At 55.3% G+C, this 16,380-nt stretch carries 14 protein-coding genes; 10 read left to right on the forward strand and 4 right to left on the reverse strand.

The window, feature by feature from the left end; genetic code table 11:
• Nucleotides 1-36 precede the first annotated feature (36 nt).
• The 4 genes from ACSYSS_RS01105 to ACSYSS_RS01120 all read left to right on the forward strand — a co-directional run bounded on the left by ACSYSS_RS01105 (nt 37) and on the right by ACSYSS_RS01120 (nt 4,630).
• Entirely contained in the window at nt 37-960 is a 924-nt protein-coding gene (locus ACSYSS_RS01105) for a carbohydrate ABC transporter permease (RefSeq protein ID WP_491703693.1), read from the forward strand.
• 1 nt (nt 961) lies between these two features.
• Nucleotides 962-1,771: a carbohydrate ABC transporter permease gene (locus tag ACSYSS_RS01110; protein ID WP_491703694.1), complete on the forward strand. Its 810-nt coding sequence runs from the start codon at nt 962-964 to the stop codon at nt 1,769-1,771.
• An 88-nt stretch (nt 1,772-1,859) separates the two neighbouring features.
• On the forward strand, nt 1,860-2,996 hold the full coding sequence (locus ACSYSS_RS01115; protein ID WP_491703695.1) for a glycoside hydrolase family 172 protein: 1,137 nt from the start codon (nt 1,860-1,862) through the stop codon (nt 2,994-2,996).
• A gap of 146 nt (nt 2,997-3,142) precedes the next feature.
• Nucleotides 3,143-4,630: a metallophosphoesterase family protein gene (locus tag ACSYSS_RS01120; protein WP_491703696.1), complete on the forward strand. Its 1,488-nt coding sequence runs from the start codon at nt 3,143-3,145 to the stop codon at nt 4,628-4,630.
• Nucleotides 4,631-4,777: 147 nt separating this feature from the next.
• Here the strand turns inward: ACSYSS_RS01120 and ACSYSS_RS01125 are convergent, their stop codons facing one another.
• Nucleotides 4,778-5,554 carry an IclR family transcriptional regulator gene (locus ACSYSS_RS01125; RefSeq protein ID WP_491704312.1) on the reverse strand — a complete coding sequence of 259 codons (777 nt, stop codon included), beginning with the start codon at nt 5,552-5,554 and terminating at the stop codon, nt 4,778-4,780.
• Nucleotides 5,555-5,991: 437 nt separating this feature from the next.
• Between ACSYSS_RS01125 and leuC the strand changes: the two genes are divergently transcribed.
• The 5 genes from leuC to ACSYSS_RS01150 all read left to right on the forward strand — a co-directional run bounded on the left by leuC (nt 5,992) and on the right by ACSYSS_RS01150 (nt 11,585).
• On the forward strand, nt 5,992-7,395 hold the full coding sequence (gene leuC / locus ACSYSS_RS01130; RefSeq protein WP_491703697.1) for a 3-isopropylmalate dehydratase large subunit: 1,404 nt from the start codon (nt 5,992-5,994) through the stop codon (nt 7,393-7,395).
• A 233-nt stretch (nt 7,396-7,628) separates the two neighbouring features.
• Entirely contained in the window at nt 7,629-8,306 is a 678-nt protein-coding gene (gene leuD, locus ACSYSS_RS01135) for a 3-isopropylmalate dehydratase small subunit (protein WP_491703698.1), read from the forward strand.
• A gap of 348 nt (nt 8,307-8,654) precedes the next feature.
• Nucleotides 8,655-8,933, forward strand: coding sequence for an Lrp/AsnC ligand binding domain-containing protein (locus tag ACSYSS_RS01140; protein ID WP_491703699.1), 279 nt, complete (start codon nt 8,655-8,657; stop codon nt 8,931-8,933).
• Between the two features lie 324 nt (nt 8,934-9,257).
• The gene (gene murA, locus ACSYSS_RS01145) at nt 9,258-10,580 is read left to right on the forward strand and encodes a UDP-N-acetylglucosamine 1-carboxyvinyltransferase (RefSeq protein ID WP_491704313.1); all 1,323 of its coding nucleotides are present in this window, start codon (nt 9,258-9,260) and stop codon (nt 10,578-10,580) included.
• A gap of 429 nt (nt 10,581-11,009) precedes the next feature.
• On the forward strand, nt 11,010-11,585 hold the full coding sequence (locus tag ACSYSS_RS01150) for a DNA-3-methyladenine glycosylase (protein WP_491703700.1): 576 nt from the start codon (nt 11,010-11,012) through the stop codon (nt 11,583-11,585).
• Nucleotides 11,586-11,823: 238 nt separating this feature from the next.
• On the opposite strand, the gene ACSYSS_RS01155 is transcribed toward ACSYSS_RS01150, so the two are convergent.
• Together ACSYSS_RS01155 and ACSYSS_RS01160 are read right to left on the reverse strand one after the other, a co-directional pair.
• A complete protein-coding gene (locus ACSYSS_RS01155) occupies nt 11,824-12,405 on the reverse strand; it encodes an endonuclease domain-containing protein (RefSeq protein ID WP_491703701.1) in 582 nt (193 codons plus the stop codon).
• Between the two features lie 821 nt (nt 12,406-13,226).
• Nucleotides 13,227-14,744 carry an MFS transporter gene (locus ACSYSS_RS01160; RefSeq protein WP_491703702.1) on the reverse strand — a complete coding sequence of 506 codons (1,518 nt, stop codon included), beginning with the start codon at nt 14,742-14,744 and terminating at the stop codon, nt 13,227-13,229.
• Nucleotides 14,745-14,979: 235 nt separating this feature from the next.
• Between ACSYSS_RS01160 and ACSYSS_RS01165 the strand changes: the two genes are divergently transcribed.
• Entirely contained in the window at nt 14,980-15,141 is a 162-nt protein-coding gene (locus ACSYSS_RS01165) for a hypothetical protein (protein ID WP_491703703.1), read from the forward strand.
• A gap of 68 nt (nt 15,142-15,209) precedes the next feature.
• On the opposite strand, the gene ACSYSS_RS01170 is transcribed toward ACSYSS_RS01165, so the two are convergent.
• Complete coding sequence (locus tag ACSYSS_RS01170; protein ID WP_491703704.1) at nt 15,210-15,989, reverse strand: TetR/AcrR family transcriptional regulator; 780 nt, start codon at nt 15,987-15,989, stop codon at nt 15,210-15,212.
• Between the last annotated feature and the right edge of the window lie 391 nt (nt 15,990-16,380).

A 16,380-nucleotide genomic window follows, 5' to 3' on the forward strand; every position in this document is an offset into this window, starting at 1 on the left:
GCGATTCTCCATGAATTTGAGAAAGAAGGATACGTTATGAGTGCTGATTCATCTACGCAAATGACGCGGAAGCAAAATTCCGAATCCGACAAGAAACGGCATGATGCCAGAGCCGGGATTCTTTTTGTGCTTCCTGATGTCATTGGATTGACCGTATTTGTGGTCGTTCCGATTTTCTTTGCCCTGTATTATTCGTTCTTTGATTGGAATATGGTGCAGCCGCCGAAGTTCGCCGGGTTCTCCAATTATGTGAGGATGTTCGGCGATCAGAAGTGGTGGGCGTCCCTGCTGCGCACGCTGATACTCGCCTTGGAGTATGTGCCGCTGGTGTTCGTCTTTTCGTTGGTGCTTGCCGCAGTGGTCAACTATCTGCCCAAGCACCTCGGAAGCTTTGTAAAGACGGCCTTTCTGCTCCCGTTCTCGGTCACTTCCGTGGTCGCCGCCACACTGTGGATGTTTCTGTACAGCGAGAAGAACGGATACCTCAATAGCCTGTTGAACATGCTGGGCATTCCTGACCAGCAATTCATCGGTTCATCGAAGCAGGCGCTGATCTCGGTCGTGGTCGTTATGGTCTGGATCAATCTTGGCTACGTCACCATATTGTTCAACTCGGCGATTAAAAACATTCCGACCGAATGCTATGAGGCGGCCGAGCTTGACGGAGCCTCGAAGGTCCAGCAATTCTTCAAGATTACGATTCCACTGGTCAAGAGAACCAGTGTGTTTGTTTTGGTGACGACGACGATCACGGCATTCCAGATCATGGATATCATCATGGTCATGACGCAGGGCGGCCCGAACGAGTCGACACAGGTCGGAGTGCTCTATATCTTCAACCAGTCGTTCGGAATGCTCAAGATGGGCTATGGCTCGGCAATGTCCGTCATGATCTTCCTGGTGTTGCTGGTTATCTCGATTATTCAGATGAAGTTGACGGAAAACAAGGAAGAGGCCTGAAATGCATGCAAAAATAGCGAAAACCTTGGTATATGCCCTGCTGATTATAATGTCGATTGGCTTCATCTTCCCGATCATCATTCTGTTCATCAGCGGGTTCAAGACCAGCGGAGACGTATTCACCATCTCGCTGATTCCCCATCCCTTCACTTGGGATTCCTACAAGGATTCCCTCACGCCAGGTTTCCTGAGGGCGATGGGCAATTCGCTGCTGATTTCGATCGTCGTTACATTTGTGGCTATGATCTTCCACTCGATGTGTGGCTATGCGTTGGCCAGACTCGAATTTCCCGGTCGAAAACTGGTGTTCGGACTCATTGTGGCGACGTTGATGGTTCCGCTTTCCGCCATCCTCATTCCGCAGTTCATGGTCACGAAAATGCTTGGGATGACCAATTCCTATTGGGGTCTGATTATTCCGCAGATCTTCAACGCCTATGGAATATTCCTCTTCCGGCAGTTCTATATGGACTTTCCAAAGGAGCTGGAGGAGGCCGCCGAGCTCGACGGATGCGGCGTGCTGAGGAGGTTCTTCACCATCGTGCTTCCGCTTTCCAGACCCATGATCGTCCCCCTCATCATCTCGTTCTTCCTGGCATCCTGGAACAACTACCTGTGGCCGCTGGTTGTCAATAAGAACGATAAGCTCAATACGCTTCAGGTCTATCTGGCGAATATGGTTTCCGGGTACTCAGTGAATTGGAATATCCTGCTAGCCACCGCTGCGCTCTCCGTGTTGCCGGTGTTCGTGCTGTTCTTCTTCGTCCAGCGTCAGCTCAAGGAGGGGATAGCGACTGTAGGAATCAAGTAATGAAACAACGAAAGATCTCTATTCATATAGGTAATACGCGTAGTGCGTATCATGAAACAGTATGGTCGGCAATAAGGAGTTTGCAGCAATGAAGTCATACGATATCGCAAATCTGTGCAGCGTTCCCGAGCGTGTGGAAACGCGTTGGGCCACCCATGAGAATCCATTGGGCGAGAAGGGCAAAGGAGGAATTAAGCGGAACGGAAGAAAGGGCTCCGCTTGGTTCACCCTGCATGATGGGGAGGAATCCGTTCTGGCCGAGGCGTCTCGGACTTCAGGCGTGGTCCGTCGCATCTGGATCACCACGGACCCGCTGGATCCGCAGGTGCAGCGTGGAACTGTCGTGCGGATGTATTGGGATGGAGCCGATACCCCTGCGGTGACTGCGCCTTTGGGCGATTTCTTCTGCCATGGTCCCAAGCACATGGCCACGTTCGACAATGCCTTGTTCTCGAGTCCAGAAGGCCGTAGCTTCGTCACGATGATTCCCATGCCGTTCAAGACGGGAATGAAAATCACAGTGCAGAATCGTTCGGGAGAAGACATCAAGCATTTCTATTATGCGGTTGATTACACCATTGGCGATCAGGTCGAAGACGACACCTTGTATTTCCACTCCTTCTTCAATCGGCAGAATCCCACGCAGTACCGTCAGGATTTTGAGATTCTTCCTAACGTCACCGGCAAAGGGCGTTTCCTGGGTGTGAACCTTGGCATCGTGTGCGACACCGATCGCTATTTCCAAGCGTGGTGGGGCGAAGGAGAGGTCAAGGGCTACATTGACGGGGATGAGGATTATCCCACATTGTGCGGCACCGGTGTGGAGGATTATGTTTCCACCGCCTGGGGGCAGGATCAATTCCATTCCCAGTATCATGGGAGCCAGTATTACGACAGCAAGAACATGGTGGTCGGCTGCTATCGACTGCATATTCCCGATCCGGTGTACTTCCACAGGAACATCAGGATCACCATTCAGCAGATTGGCGGTTTCGACACCAATGACGAGCTGAACAAGGCCCTGTTCCATTGGCATCAGCTCCAGACTGGATTCGAGTATCCTTCGGTGAACGGCAACATGATCGACATTCCGAATATCAACCCTAAGATCGTGCAGCCTGAGTTGTTCGAGCGGCAGGACGATTGGTCGTCTTGCGCATACTTCTACACCGATGTGCCTGACGAGCAGCTTAAGCCGTTGCCGGTGGAACAATGGCTTGAGTAGCCATACATGGATTTCCGATTAATGAGGGCTTGTCGTCTGGTTGCAGAGGATTTGCAAACAGAGGCAAGCCTTTGCATGTTGCATTGACGAATATCGGTAATAGACAATGTTGTATTCGATGATTATGGGCTGGTACAGTAGAAGACATGTCCGAACAAATAACTGGCAGTGCGTCGTCGCGGCCGCGCATTCAGCCCGCCCAACCATGGGACAGGCGTCCGGTTTCCATTTCCGCCAGGCTTGGACGGTTGCAGTTCCACGATTCAGGTAAGTTCCGTGTGCTCCTCTTCGCCGACGTGCAGGATGGTCCCAAGCTCAACGCCGACACCACACGCCTGATGGAGGCCTCGCTGGATGCGGCCCGTCCGGACGTGGTGATTTTCACAGGCAATCAGATCGCCGGTTACGACGAGGCCTATGCCGCCACCTTTCGCAAGCGCACGTGGACTTCGCAGCGTTGGGCCATGAGTCCTGCCGCCGTCCGCAAACGGGCTGAGGACCACGATAAATTACGTGAGACAGTGCGTGGCTTCATCTCCCAGCTCGTCGCGCCCTTGGTCCAGCGCGGCATTCCTTGGGCCGTTACCTACGGTAACCATGACTTTCAGTGTGGTTTGAGTCCGACGGAGCAGGATGGCATCTATCGTGAGTTTCCCGGCTGTCTCAACCCAGAACCCGACACCGCAGGCACACGGGGGATGGCGGGTTTGGATACCCGCGGAAGTCAACACGGACCCGGCGATAAGGCCGGCGGCGAGACTGGTGGTTCAGGTCTTGCAAGCCAACATGGCAGTGACGGTAGCGGCAACAGTGCTCGCACCTCTCACAGTGCTTCTGCCGAAGCCAACGTCTTTGGACATCCGCGCCGCCAGCCAGGTTCCGGCTTGCCGGACGAACTGGTCTACCCCTGCGAACCGGGTACGTTCGCTCTGCCGGTAAGCGATACCGATCATTCCCGCACTGTGCTTGGTCTGGTGATGCTCAATTCCGGCGATTACGGCAAGCTCGGGGGTTATGCGGCTCCAAGCCAGCGTTCCATGGACTTCTTGAAGGCGGTGCCCCAAACGCTCGGCGCACAGTCCATGGTGTTCCAGCACATCCCGTTGCCCCAGTATTACGATTTGCTCAAAGAAGTGCCGCCCACTACTGATCATGCTGTGGAAGGCTACCGCACATTCGCGGGCCGCACATTCATCATCGATGAGTCCAAAACCCTTCCAGGCAGCTTTCTGGGGGAAGGCGTGAGTTGCCCCGACATGGACATGGGGGAGTTCGCCCAGCTCACCGGCACTCATGGTTACTTCGCCGTGCTCGCCGGCCATGACCACCGCAACCGGTTCGTAGGCAAGAGCGAAGGCCTGACCATGATGGCCACACCCACCTGTGGATTCGGCTCCTATGGCCCGGCCCCGGCCCAGCGCGCCTCGCGCCTTCTGGAGTTCGACATCCGTCATCCATACGAGCCGCGCACCCAGCTGCTCGAATTCGGTGAGTTGGTGGGCAAGCCCAAGGCCCACGGCGCCTACACGTTCGATCTCAATGGTGCCCGTGACACCGAGCGCGAGGGCACGGACCTGCTGCGCCGGCCCCGTCCTCTCGCTCAATTCCTGCGCAAGCTCCATTTGAAAAAGTAGGTTGTCGACGGGCTCGGGAATGGCTGCCGCTACCTTTTGCGTCGTTTGGTGACTGAATTGGTAGAGGAATATAGCTCGCGCTACTGATTGCGACGTTTGATGTCGCAATCAGTAGTAGCGCAGTGTCATAAACAATCGATATGGGGTTTACCGCCCGGCGCTCGCCTTGCGCAGGGCTTGGCTTAGGTAGCGGCCGCCGGCCATGACGTAGGGGGCGTACCTCTTGCCGGGGGTCAGCCCCATGCGCCCGGATGGTCCGGAGATGGAGATGGCGGCGATCACCTGGTTCGAGGCGTTGCGGATGGGTGCCGAGACGGAGCAGATACCTTGCTCGCGTTCGTTGGCCGAGTCGCTCCAGCCGCGCCGGCGCACCGCTGCCAGCGTGGACGCGGTGAATTTGGCGTGGCGCAGCCCCTCGTGCATACGCTCGGACTCCTCCCAAGCGAGCAGAATCTGCGCCGCCGAGCCGGCTCGCATGGAGAGTAGGGCACCTACGGGGATGGAGTCATGCAGGCCGCTGCTCCGTTCCACGGCGGCGATGCACACGCGCTGGTCGCCTTGGCGTCGAAAGATCTGGGCGGACTCGCCGGTGCGCTCCAGCAGCGTCTGCAAGACGGGGTTGGCTGCGGTCAGTAGGCGGTCCTCACCGGCTGCGGTGGCCAGCTCGGCGAAGCGTGAGCCAAGCACAAAGCGGCCGTGGGTGTCGCGGAGCACGAAGCGGTGTTTTTCCAGGGCGATGGCGAGTCTGTGGGCCGTGGGGCGTGCCAAACCGGTCAGTTCCACCAATTGGCCGAGTGTGGCCGGGCCGGATTCCAGGGCGTCGATGATTTTGATGGTCTTGTCGAGCACTCCTACGCCGGAGTGCACTTCAGGCTTGGCAGGGTTCAGGGATTCGGGGTGGATGTGATATGTGGCGTTCTCCAAATCCGGCGATAATGTTCGGCGACTGCCGGCTGCAGCATGAGCGGTGTGCGAAATGCGCGAAGCTGGGTTTGAAGCCGAGGAAGAGGATTCCACATTCTGATCACTAGCCGACCGAGGCTTGGACGCATGCGTGTCCACGGTAGCAAGATAAACCGCATTCGATTCAGAACCGTTCTCACTAGGCAAGTTTGGCATAAGTGACTGTGGTGTTGCAGCCGATGCTGAAAACGCTGATGAATTCATACACCAATAGTATACGAGGGAGGGTGTTCTATCTCACATCGTGGCGTTTTCTCACATACTGAAATAAAAATGTCCATTTTTGAACTAAACGCCCATACTGCTATGTATCAACTAAGGTTCGAGCTTCATGTAGTTATTGAGTCTCATGGTTGTTGAGTGTTCAAAGGCAACTTGCATACATCAAAGGAGGGCGTATGGCAAGAACGTTGGCCGAGAAAGTTTGGGATGACCATTTGGTCAGGCGTGGCAAAGACGGCGCACCCGACCTGCTGTATATCGACCTGATGCTCATGCACGAGGTGACGAGCCCACAGGCGTTCGAAGGACTGCGCTTGGCTGGCCGCAAGCCGAGGCACACGAATCTGCTCATAGCCACGGAAGACCACAACACCCCTACGGTCGACATTGACAAGTCCAATCCAGACAAGGTCTCCGAAATTCAGCTCACTACGCTGGAGAAGAACTGCAAGGACTTCGGTGTGCGTCTTCATAAGCTTGGCGACGCCGACCAGGGCATTGTGCATGCCTTCGCTCCGGAGCTCGGCTTAACACAGCCCGGCATGACCATCGTCTGCGGTGACTCGCACACCTCCACCCACGGTGCGTTCGGAGCGCTCGCCTTTGGCATCGGCACCTCCGAGGTGGAACACGTCATGGCCACGCAGACCCTTTCCTTGAAACCGTTCAAGACCATGGCCGTGAACGTCGAAGGCGAGCTGCCACAAGGAGTCACCGCCAAAGACATCATCTTGGCCATCATTGCCAAGATCGGCATCGGCGGCGGGCAGGGCCACGTCATCGAATACCGTGGTTCCGCCATCCGAGCCCTGTCCATGGACGAGCGCATGACCATCTGCAATATGTCCATCGAAGCGGGTGCCCGTGCGGGCATGATTGCCCCCGATAAGACCACGTACGAATATTTGAAGGGCCGTCCGCACGCGCCCAAAGGAGAGATGTGGGATAAGGCGATGGCCTATTGGCAGACGCTGCACACCGATGAAGGCGCGAAGTTCGACAAGGAGGTCACCATCGATGCCTCCACGCTTTCGCCGTATGTCACGTGGGGCACGAACCCCGGAGAGGGTGAGCCAATCAACTCTTACGTACCCGATTCGGCGAGCTTCAGCGACCCGGCCAAACGCGACGCGGTCGCTGCGTCGTTGGATTACATGGGTCTCAAACCCGGCACCCGCATCAAAGACATTCCGGTTGACACAGTGTTCATTGGCTCCTGCACCAACGGCCGCATTGAGGATCTTCGTGCCGCCGCCTCAGTAATGAAAGGCCGCCACAAGGCCGATTCCATCCATCGGGTGTTGGTTGTTCCGGCATCCTCCCGCGCCCGTCTGCAGGCTGAAAAGGAGGGGCTTGACAAGGTCTTCACGGACTTTGGGGCCGAATGGCGCAACGCCGGTTGCTCGATGTGTCTGGGCATGAATATGGACAAGCTGGTGCCGGGCGAGCGCTCAGTCTCCACCTCCAACCGCAACTTCCGCGGCCGGCAGGGCAAGGGCTCGCGCACGCACTTGGCTTCGCCTCTGGTGGCCGCCGCCACGGCGGTGCGAGGCACCATCTGCAGCCCCGCTGATCTGTAGTTGATACGTGGCGAAGTGATGGCATCACCGAGGTGACGAATCGCCTAGACGAGGACACATCGCCAAGGTGTGATGGCCGTCGGAAAGTGGCCGATTTGTCGGTTTTGTTCGACTTAAATTCATAAAGTGGATTAAACGGACGTAATTGGCGCAATTTTTGTCCGTTTTGTCCGACTCCAGTTACTGGTGTAGGCGAAAAAGACAAAAAGACAAGATTTGAGGTAAGTGCAATTATGGAGAAACTAACCAAGGTAACCGGTGTGGGTGTTCCGCTCCGCCGTTCGAGTGTGGACACCGACCAGATTATTCCCGCAGTGTTCCTGAAGCGGGTGAAGAAGACCGGTTTCGAGGACGCGCTGTTCTATGCATGGCGTCACGATCCCGATTTCGTACTCAACCAGCCGGCCTACGCCAATCCGCGGGTTTTGGTGGCCGGCTCCGATTTCGGTATTGGGTCATCGCGTGAGCACGCCGTGTGGGCGTTGCGCGACTATGGGTTTCGTGTGGTGATCAGTCCGAAGTTCGCCGATATCTTCTACGGCAACACCGCCAAGAACGGTGTGCTCGCCGCCATCATGCCGCAGGAGAATGTGGAAGAACTGTGGTCTGTGCTTGAGGCTGAGCCCGGTCGCGATATGACGGTCGATTTGGAGAGCCGCACCGTCACCTGCGGCGACTTGACGCTGCCCTTCGAGGTGGATGACTACACCCGTTGGCGCCTGATGAACGGCTTCGACGACATCGATCTGACGCTCCAGCATGAGGGTGACATCGCCGCCTACGAGGCCAAGCGTGCCGAACGTTTCCCGTTCAAACCCGTCACTCAGCCGGTACAGACCGAACCCGCAGAGTCCGTGGCTTCGGCGCGTCCGGTGGACGACAGTGCCTGGGCTGGTCCGATTGGTGCCTAGTCTCTTGATGGATCGACCGAATCATACGCGATTGTACCGAAAGTTCTGTGGATTCGTTATCGTACCATGGGAATTGCCATTGCCGCATTAGTTTCGGTTTCGGCATTCGTTGCTTATTTGAATCGCGAACTTTTCTGATAGGTTCCTTTTATGCCATGACCAATGAGGTGTTTGTCCATCCTAGCTTCCAGGCATTCGCACTTGATTGAATGCAATTCGCGAAATTTCACCGTGTTATCAGCTGGTCGTGGCTCCGTGCCTAAGCCGGGATTCCGGTATACTGATGGTAATTGCCGTGGCGTGGCTTCAGATTGCCGCGTCGGTAACCATAGGTTCAAAGGAGCAAGAATGGCCGATGCTGTCGTACTGATTACTACCCAGGCTGACAAGATTTCAGAAGCCGCTCAGAAAATCACAGAGATCAAAGGTGTTACCCGTGTCTACTCAGTGGCCGGAGATGTGGACTTGGTGGTGCTTGTCTCCACGCCGGACTTCAATCAGCTTGCGGATGTGATTCCAGGGAAAATCGCCAAAGTCGACGGAGTGACGGGCACGCAGACGCTGATGGCATTCCGCCAGTACTCCGCCGAGGACGATGAGGCTGCATTCGATTTGGGTGTGGCCTGATCGCTGAATTGCCAGCCATCAGTCTTGCTGCGTTTCCATTGAGTATGGTCATATCATCGCTGTATTGAACGTCCTTAAGGCCAGTGCTTGGGCATTGCCTAGGATCGTTATCAGTTGCTATTGCAAGCGGCTATAATGCTGACGCATCATGATGCTGCCCCACAAGATCTCCTATATTTGCCGCTGCCAGCGTAGAAGTGACGTTGCGGTTGTGTAAGCTGATGTAAGCATTATTGTTTTCGGCAATGGAGTCTTGGCTCACTTTTGACCGTCCGGTCGAATCTGGGGAGCCGGATGCCTGATGCAATTGTGGTGAAAGAGGTTATGGTGGCAGAGACAGACGTATTGCACGTCGAGGGCGGCAAACCGCTGAACGGCGAAATCAAGGTGCGCGGAGCCAAGAACTTTGTGAGCAAGGCCATGGTGGCTGCATTGCTGGCACCGGGTGTCTCCGTGCTTCGCAATGTGCCCGAGATCCGAGATGTGCGGGTGGTCTCCGACTTGCTGAGGCTTCACGGCGCAACTGTGGACTTCGACACGAAGGCAGGCACCCTCACCATTGACGCCAGCCATGTCCAGCTTGCTGATGTGGCCGACGTGGACACGCTTTCTGGGTCCTCTCGCATTCCCATTCTCTTCTCCGGCCCACTGCTGCATCGCCTGGGCGAGGCCTTCATTCCACAGCTTGGAGGCTGCAACATCGGCGGCAGGCCCATCGACTTCCATTTGGAGACGCTTCGTAAACTCGGTGCCATCGTGGATAAGGAGCACAAGGACGGCATCCATATCACAGCTCCCGAGGGGCTTCATGGCGCCAAAATTCATCTTCCTTACCCGTCGGTCGGTGCCACCGAGCAGACGCTGCTCGCCGCCGTTCAAGCCGAGGGAAAGACCGAGCTTTCCGGTGCCGCCACTGAGCCCGAGATTATGGACCTTGTGGCCGTCTTACAGAAGATGGGCGCCATCATCTCCGTGGATGTCGATCGCACTTTTCGCATCGAGGGCGTGAAACATCTTAAGGGCTTCAGCCACACCGCGCTCACTGATCGCATCGAGGCGGCAAGCTGGGCTTCGGCGGCACTCGCCACGCATGGCGATATCTTCGTGCGCGGGGCCACTCAGCCTGAGATGATGACCTTCCTCAATGTGTTCCGTAAAGTGGGTGGTGAGTTCGATGTCACCGACGAGGGTATCCGCTTCTGGCACCCGGGTGGGGACCTCAAACCGGTGGCCATCGAGACCGATGTACACCCAGGCTTCATGACCGACTGGCAGCAGCCGCTTGTGGTGGCTCTGACTCAGGCCAAAGGTCTTTCCATCGTGCATGAGACGGTGTATGAGAACAGGTTCGGTTTCACCAAGCCGCTGGTGCAGATGGGTGCCACCATTCAGCTCTACCGCGAGTGCCTAGGCAGCCTGCCCTGCCGTTTCCAGCAGCGCAACTACAAGCATTCCGCAGTGATTTTCGGGCCTACGCCTCTGACGGGGCGTGACATTGATGTGCCGGATCTGCGCGGCGGATTCAGCCACCTCATCGCGGCGCTCGCGGCCAAGGGGCCGAGCAATGTGCAGGGAATCAGTCTCATCGACCGCGGCTACGCAGACTTCCGCGGCAAACTTGCTGCGCTCGGTGCCGATTTCGACTGAAATCCAGGATCATTGTTCTGATTGAGCCTTGAATGTGCATCATTTTCGTTCAGAGGGGACTTTTTGACAGGAATTCGCTGATTCGGATTTAATAAACATTGGAATTCCAACGTTTTGGGATTGAGTCTTTCACAACTTATTCTCAAAAGTCCCCTCTGAACGATTTGGGTCTTTGATGCACCATGAATTTTGTTCAAAAGGCACTTCTCTGGGGAAATCTGAGAGACCAAATTTCAAATCGTTGAAATTGCGTTGATTCCAAACTTCAATTTTGAAAACTATTCAGAACGATTTCTCTGAATATCTAACTAGCTAGAACGATTTCCCTGAATACCTTGATGGCAAATTTATGTGTGTAATGACCACCGTTTTGCTGGAATGGCTGATGTGTGAGTTGGTTTTTGGCCATTGGCGCTTACAATGAGTCCCATGTCTCCTGATTTTCTTGATGGCGATGCCGATGATGTTGCCCAGAAGCTGCTCGGATGCACATTCGTGAGAGGTCTTGAGTCCGGCGATCGCATCGAAGTGCGCATCGTTGAGACCGAGGCCTATGATCAGCTTGACCCTGCCAGCCATACGTTCAGGGGCAAAACCGAGCGCAACCGCGCGATGTTCGGTCCCGCAGGCCACGCTTACATCTATTTGGTCTACGGTGTGAACCTCTGCATGAACGTCACTGCGGGCGAGGACGGCTTCGGCGCAGGCGTACTCATTCGCGCCGCCGAGCCGGTCGACGATGCCAGCGAAAGCATCATCCGAGCCCGATACGGCGATGGCCGCCCGATCCGCCAATGTCTCAATGGCCCGGGTAAGCTCACCCGAGCGCTCGACATTGACATGAGCCTCTACGGTCACGACCTGCGCAAGCCGCCACTGCAATTGGTGCAGGGCAACCTGCGCAAAGGTGAACGGGTGGAATCGACGGTGCGTGTAGGCGTGGCCCATGCCAAGGATCGGCCTCGCCGCTACATTATCGCTGGCAATCCCTACTGTTCCCGCTGAATTTCTTCAGGTTTTCAGATTCATTTTGTTCCGTGAGCACTTTCCCGCAATAACCATCCGTGGCTGTTTCTAAAATGGCGGGATTCCAGCATTCTTTAAAATTGCTGTTTGCTCTTGCACGGCATTTGCGATGCGAAAGTGCTCACGGAATGAATTATTTCTATGTATTGAGCAGGTTGCGTCATTTTTGGTGGATGAGTAAGCGCTGATGAGCTGTTTTTGACGGTGATTCTGCAGCTCAATACATTGCGAGTCTGCATTGTCGATGGCTCAGAGCATTGCCAATCATACGTATGAATGCTGCAGTCGCGCTCGGGCTTTTGAAGTCTGTTTTCGTTGCGGTGAATACCTTCCAACCCATGTCTGCAAGCCTATTGCGCTTGTGGATGTCATAGTCCCAACGCTCCATGGTGTAGTGGTAGGCACCGTCGTATTCAATGGCGATCTGTTTGGATGGATATGCCATATCGACAGTATGGATGCATCGCGCTAAAGGATCCGAAATCTCGTAGTTGACTTGAGGGCAGGGCAACCCTGCATCAAGAATGCGTAGTCGCAGTAGAGTCTCTTGTGGGGAATCAGTGCCTGGCATGCTCAGCGTAAGTGCGGAATGGAATCTTCGTGAGCCAGTGAATCTGCCGAGGTCTGCAGCATAGTCCGCAAGATTCTCGTGTGTTGTCTGTCGCAGATTCTCATTGTGGCATGTCAGCCAATCCATGGTCATCACTAGTGAGTCGAGATCTGTGAACTGTGCGATTTGGCATACGGCCTGTTCCACTGAGACGCCGGCAATCTGCTCATCAATCATGGTGTGTGTCATTTGCCCTCTCCACACATGGATTCGTAGTCCTTTGATTCGTGATTTTTCAGCGTATGAACCGACTGTTGTATGTAAATCCGACGTAGAAAGACTGGTATTTAGATGGATGCAAAGACCGCGGAGGGCAAGGAGCGTGAAATGGCTGAAAATCAATGTGTGGTGGGAGTGGCAGGCTATTCTTCTACACGCCGCATGCGTGGCGGTTGCACGTTTCTGCGCTTGGGCGAGAGTGAAGAAATTTGAGTCGGTTATGTTAGGTGCATCCATAAATGACGAGAGTAGCGGTGGTCTGCTTGCCAATCGAGTTTGAATAGGCATTGTGGTCGAATGCCTGTCTTATCGGTGTGTCGTGGCAGAAAATGTGGATAAGTCTTTGACAGGAAAGACAAATTGTGCATACATGAGCTTGAATGTTTTCTATATTGCTCGTTGAATGCTTATGAGAATGAGGAAACCTGTTCAGAGGGGACTTTTTGTGAGAAAAGACGAGAGACTGAATAAATAGATGGCGGTATTCCAACGAAGTTGATTTTGGTCTCCGCAAAAAGCTCAGAAAAAGTCCCCTCTGAATGAAAACGTTCTTCAGGGGGCTCTGTAGATGGCGGTTACTGGTCGAAGGCTGAGTTGAGGTGTTGGCCGGGCTCTTAGACCGCAGCCGATGGGTTGGTCTAGATGGGTGTTTGAGACTTATGCGAGGGACTGGGTCTTTGGTGACGACCTAATGGAGTGTTTCTCGGTGAATGGCCCTTAGGCTCAGTCGACCCTGACCCGCGGTTTCATCTGGATTTTGGCTTCGGTCAGGGGCGCTGCTAGAGCCATCTCTAGGCCTTGGCAGCGACGGCCTTGCTTGCCTTGTTCATCTGGGTGTCGAGTTGGCGAGCGGTGGGGGCCAGAGCCATTGCCATCACGAAGAGGCACACGGCGGTAAGAGCCATGATGATGGAGACGTGTACATGGTCGAAGAGCAGGCCATAGGCCATCTGTCCCAACGGTGCGGCACACATGGCGAATGTGCTGGAGAACCCGCCGATCTTGCCCATCATCTCGTTGGGGATGATCACCATTATGGTTGGCCCCATCATCACGTTGGTGAAGTCGATGGCGAGCGTGATGAGGCACCACGAGGCCACGAATGCTACGAGTCTGGCCCAATTGCCCACAGGCAGGGCGAATGCCACAACGATGGGAAGGAAGAACGCGGCTGCGGCCCCGATGGTTAGCGGCATGTGCCCTACGGTGAGCTTTGCCGCCAGCGCTAGGGTGAGGAAGGAATCGAGGAGCGAGACTATGCTCAGAATGCCGTCGCTGTAGCCGTACACGTCGGCTCCGAAGTGCAGCAGGTTGCGGATGATGAACGGCGTGCCCACCGCGGAGACACCGTCGAGGAAGAAGTTGAGACCAGCGGTGAAGAGCATGATCTTGAGCAGATTTTTGTTTCGCAAGATGAAGCCGAAGGCGTCCTTGAGGTCGTTGATAGGGGTGCCGAGGGCTTCGCCGCGTGCCTTGCGGATATCGGCCAGGCGAATGAAGCATTCGAACCCTGCGGTAACGAAGAAGCAGATGGCGGTGATGGCCATCATGCTGCGGATGCCGAGGACGGCGTAGAGCGCGCCGCCTGCGAAGGTGGGGATGATCTGCATGATGGCGCTCAGTTGGCTGGAAGTGGCTTGGGCCTGGCGCAGTACCATCTCATCGCTGCGGCCGAGCATCTGCGGGATAGCGGAGCTGGTGGTGGGCGACTCCAGCGCATCGAGGACTGACAGCACAATGAGCAGTAAGGCGATGGCGGGGATGGTGTGGGTCTCCATCACGTCGAAACCCAGAATGGCGATGGCGACGGTAACCGCTGACACGGCATCGAGCGCCACCATCATCACCTTACGGTTTACGCGGTCGGCGATCATGCCGCCGAACGGGCTCAGAATGATGGTCGGCAGCACTGAAACTGAGAGCAGCGAAGAGAAGACGGTGGCGGAACCGGTTTTGTCGAGCACCCACATCGACAGGGCGAAGCGCAGCATGGTGTTGCCGAACAGTGAGAATGCCTGGCCTGCCATGAGCAGGATGAAGTTAGGGCGTAGTAGGGGAGAGCGATGTTTGGCTGACATGGATGTTGTGGTTGGTGTGGTTGGCGGACGATGTTTGTCTGGTGTAGGCTGTGTGGAAGATGAGTGATGTGCGGCTGATGCACGCGGTGCAGGTGGTGCGGCTGATTGGGGTTGGCGTGGAGCTGCCGCAGTGAATCCATCCGACTGTTGCGAGTCTGCTTCTACAGTTGCTGGAACGTCGGCTTCTGCGGTTGCGTTGGGCTCAGCGTCGTTCAGTGTTGAGTTTGACATGATTAGTTTCCTCCTGTTTTATTAATACCGACCGACGGTATGTAAATTAAAAAATAATGTAGCCTCATAAACGGCGTACCTAGGAACTTATGCCATGAGTATCAGGCGTTTAGCGCCATGCTGGCATTGTTTCCAAGCGTTGGCATTGCTTGATGCAATGAGTGAGCAGCGATCGGCGTAAGGGCTGGCGCAATAAGTGATGTAGTGATTGGCGTAATGCCTAGCACAATGGGATTTGAGCCAATACAGGGCTGTGGATCTCATTGCCCTGCCCGGTATGAAGCGCAAGCCTCTGCGCGGTTTCGCAGTGCCGTCGATTGGCGTGCGGTTCGCCGCTACGGGTCTGACAAATTCTCTGGCCGCTATCGACTTTCGGCAGGGGAGCACGGCAATATAAAAGCGGCAGCGCCAGTACGGCCTCCTGTAATCCGACGCAGGGGGAGGGCTGTGGTTCTCCCGCGCCACTCATTGCCCTTGCCCGGTTTCCACATTCTTCTCGTCTTTCGCATCCATGCCGCCGTTGCGTTTCTTGCTTTTCTCGTGAAGGTCATTGAGCAGTGCGTCAACGTTGCCCTTGCCTGCGTTGGCGGCATTCCCATCCTCACCCAGCGTGCAGTAGAAATCGGCCACATCGTTCACCAATTTCACGGTGAATACCGGGACGCCAATGGACTCAAGCATGACGGCCAGACATTCCATCCTGTGCTTGGTCTGGGAACGGGTGCCGCTGAACACTGGTGGCAGGAACCAGAGATTCAGCATCAGGCCCAGCAGTTGCGCTGCTTCCTCGGGGTAGTCGGTGGTGATGGAGCCATCGGCAATGCCCTCCTGAATCAGCGGCAGATAGATTTCCTGGGGTACGGTGGTGGCCCAGTTCTTCACATTGACGAGAAAGTTCTCAGGGTCGCCCAGCACCGGTGCAAAGGCTTGGATCTGCTGCTGATGATGCGTATCACTGATTTCGGCCCGCAGGCTCTCCTGGATCTTTTGCAGGCCATTGAGATCGGTGCGTTTCATGACTGCTTCGAAGCGCTGTTCGGACGCGGCGTTGTCGCGTTCGTTGAGCGCCAGGAGAATGTCGAGCTTCGAATCGAAGTGGTGGTATATGGCGCCTTTGGAGAGGTTGCCGAGGGCATCGACGATGTCTTGCACCGAGGTGTTGGCGTAGCCTTTCGAGGCGAAAAGCACTTCGGCGGTGTCGAGGATGCGCGTCCGCGTCTCCTCGGGGTGAGCGTTACGTGCCATTTGTCGGCCTCCTTGCACTGGACCTATTGGTATATCGGGTGCTTGAGGAATCAAGTGTTTTCATTATACATACCGTCAGTCGGTATGTATATAGGCGTGTTGTCATTGCCCTTTTTCCTGTCTCTGCCACTGCAACGGTAAATCCTGGCTCGTCATGGTAACGTCGGCAACGTCGGCAACAGTGAGCAGTACTACGTGCTGCCAATGCCACATCGCCAAATCTCTTCCACCAATTCAAGCAATTTCACCTCAATTGGAGACTACAAAGAGCGATCTATATTCCTGTTGATTGTTGAGAGAGACTTTTCCCGAACAATGGGGGAAGTACAGAAATAAAAAGGTCATTTCCCAGCGATTCGGAAATTCGTCTCATCGAAAATTGCTCAAAATC

The organism is Bifidobacterium sp. ESL1118 (genome assembly GCF_058505595.1).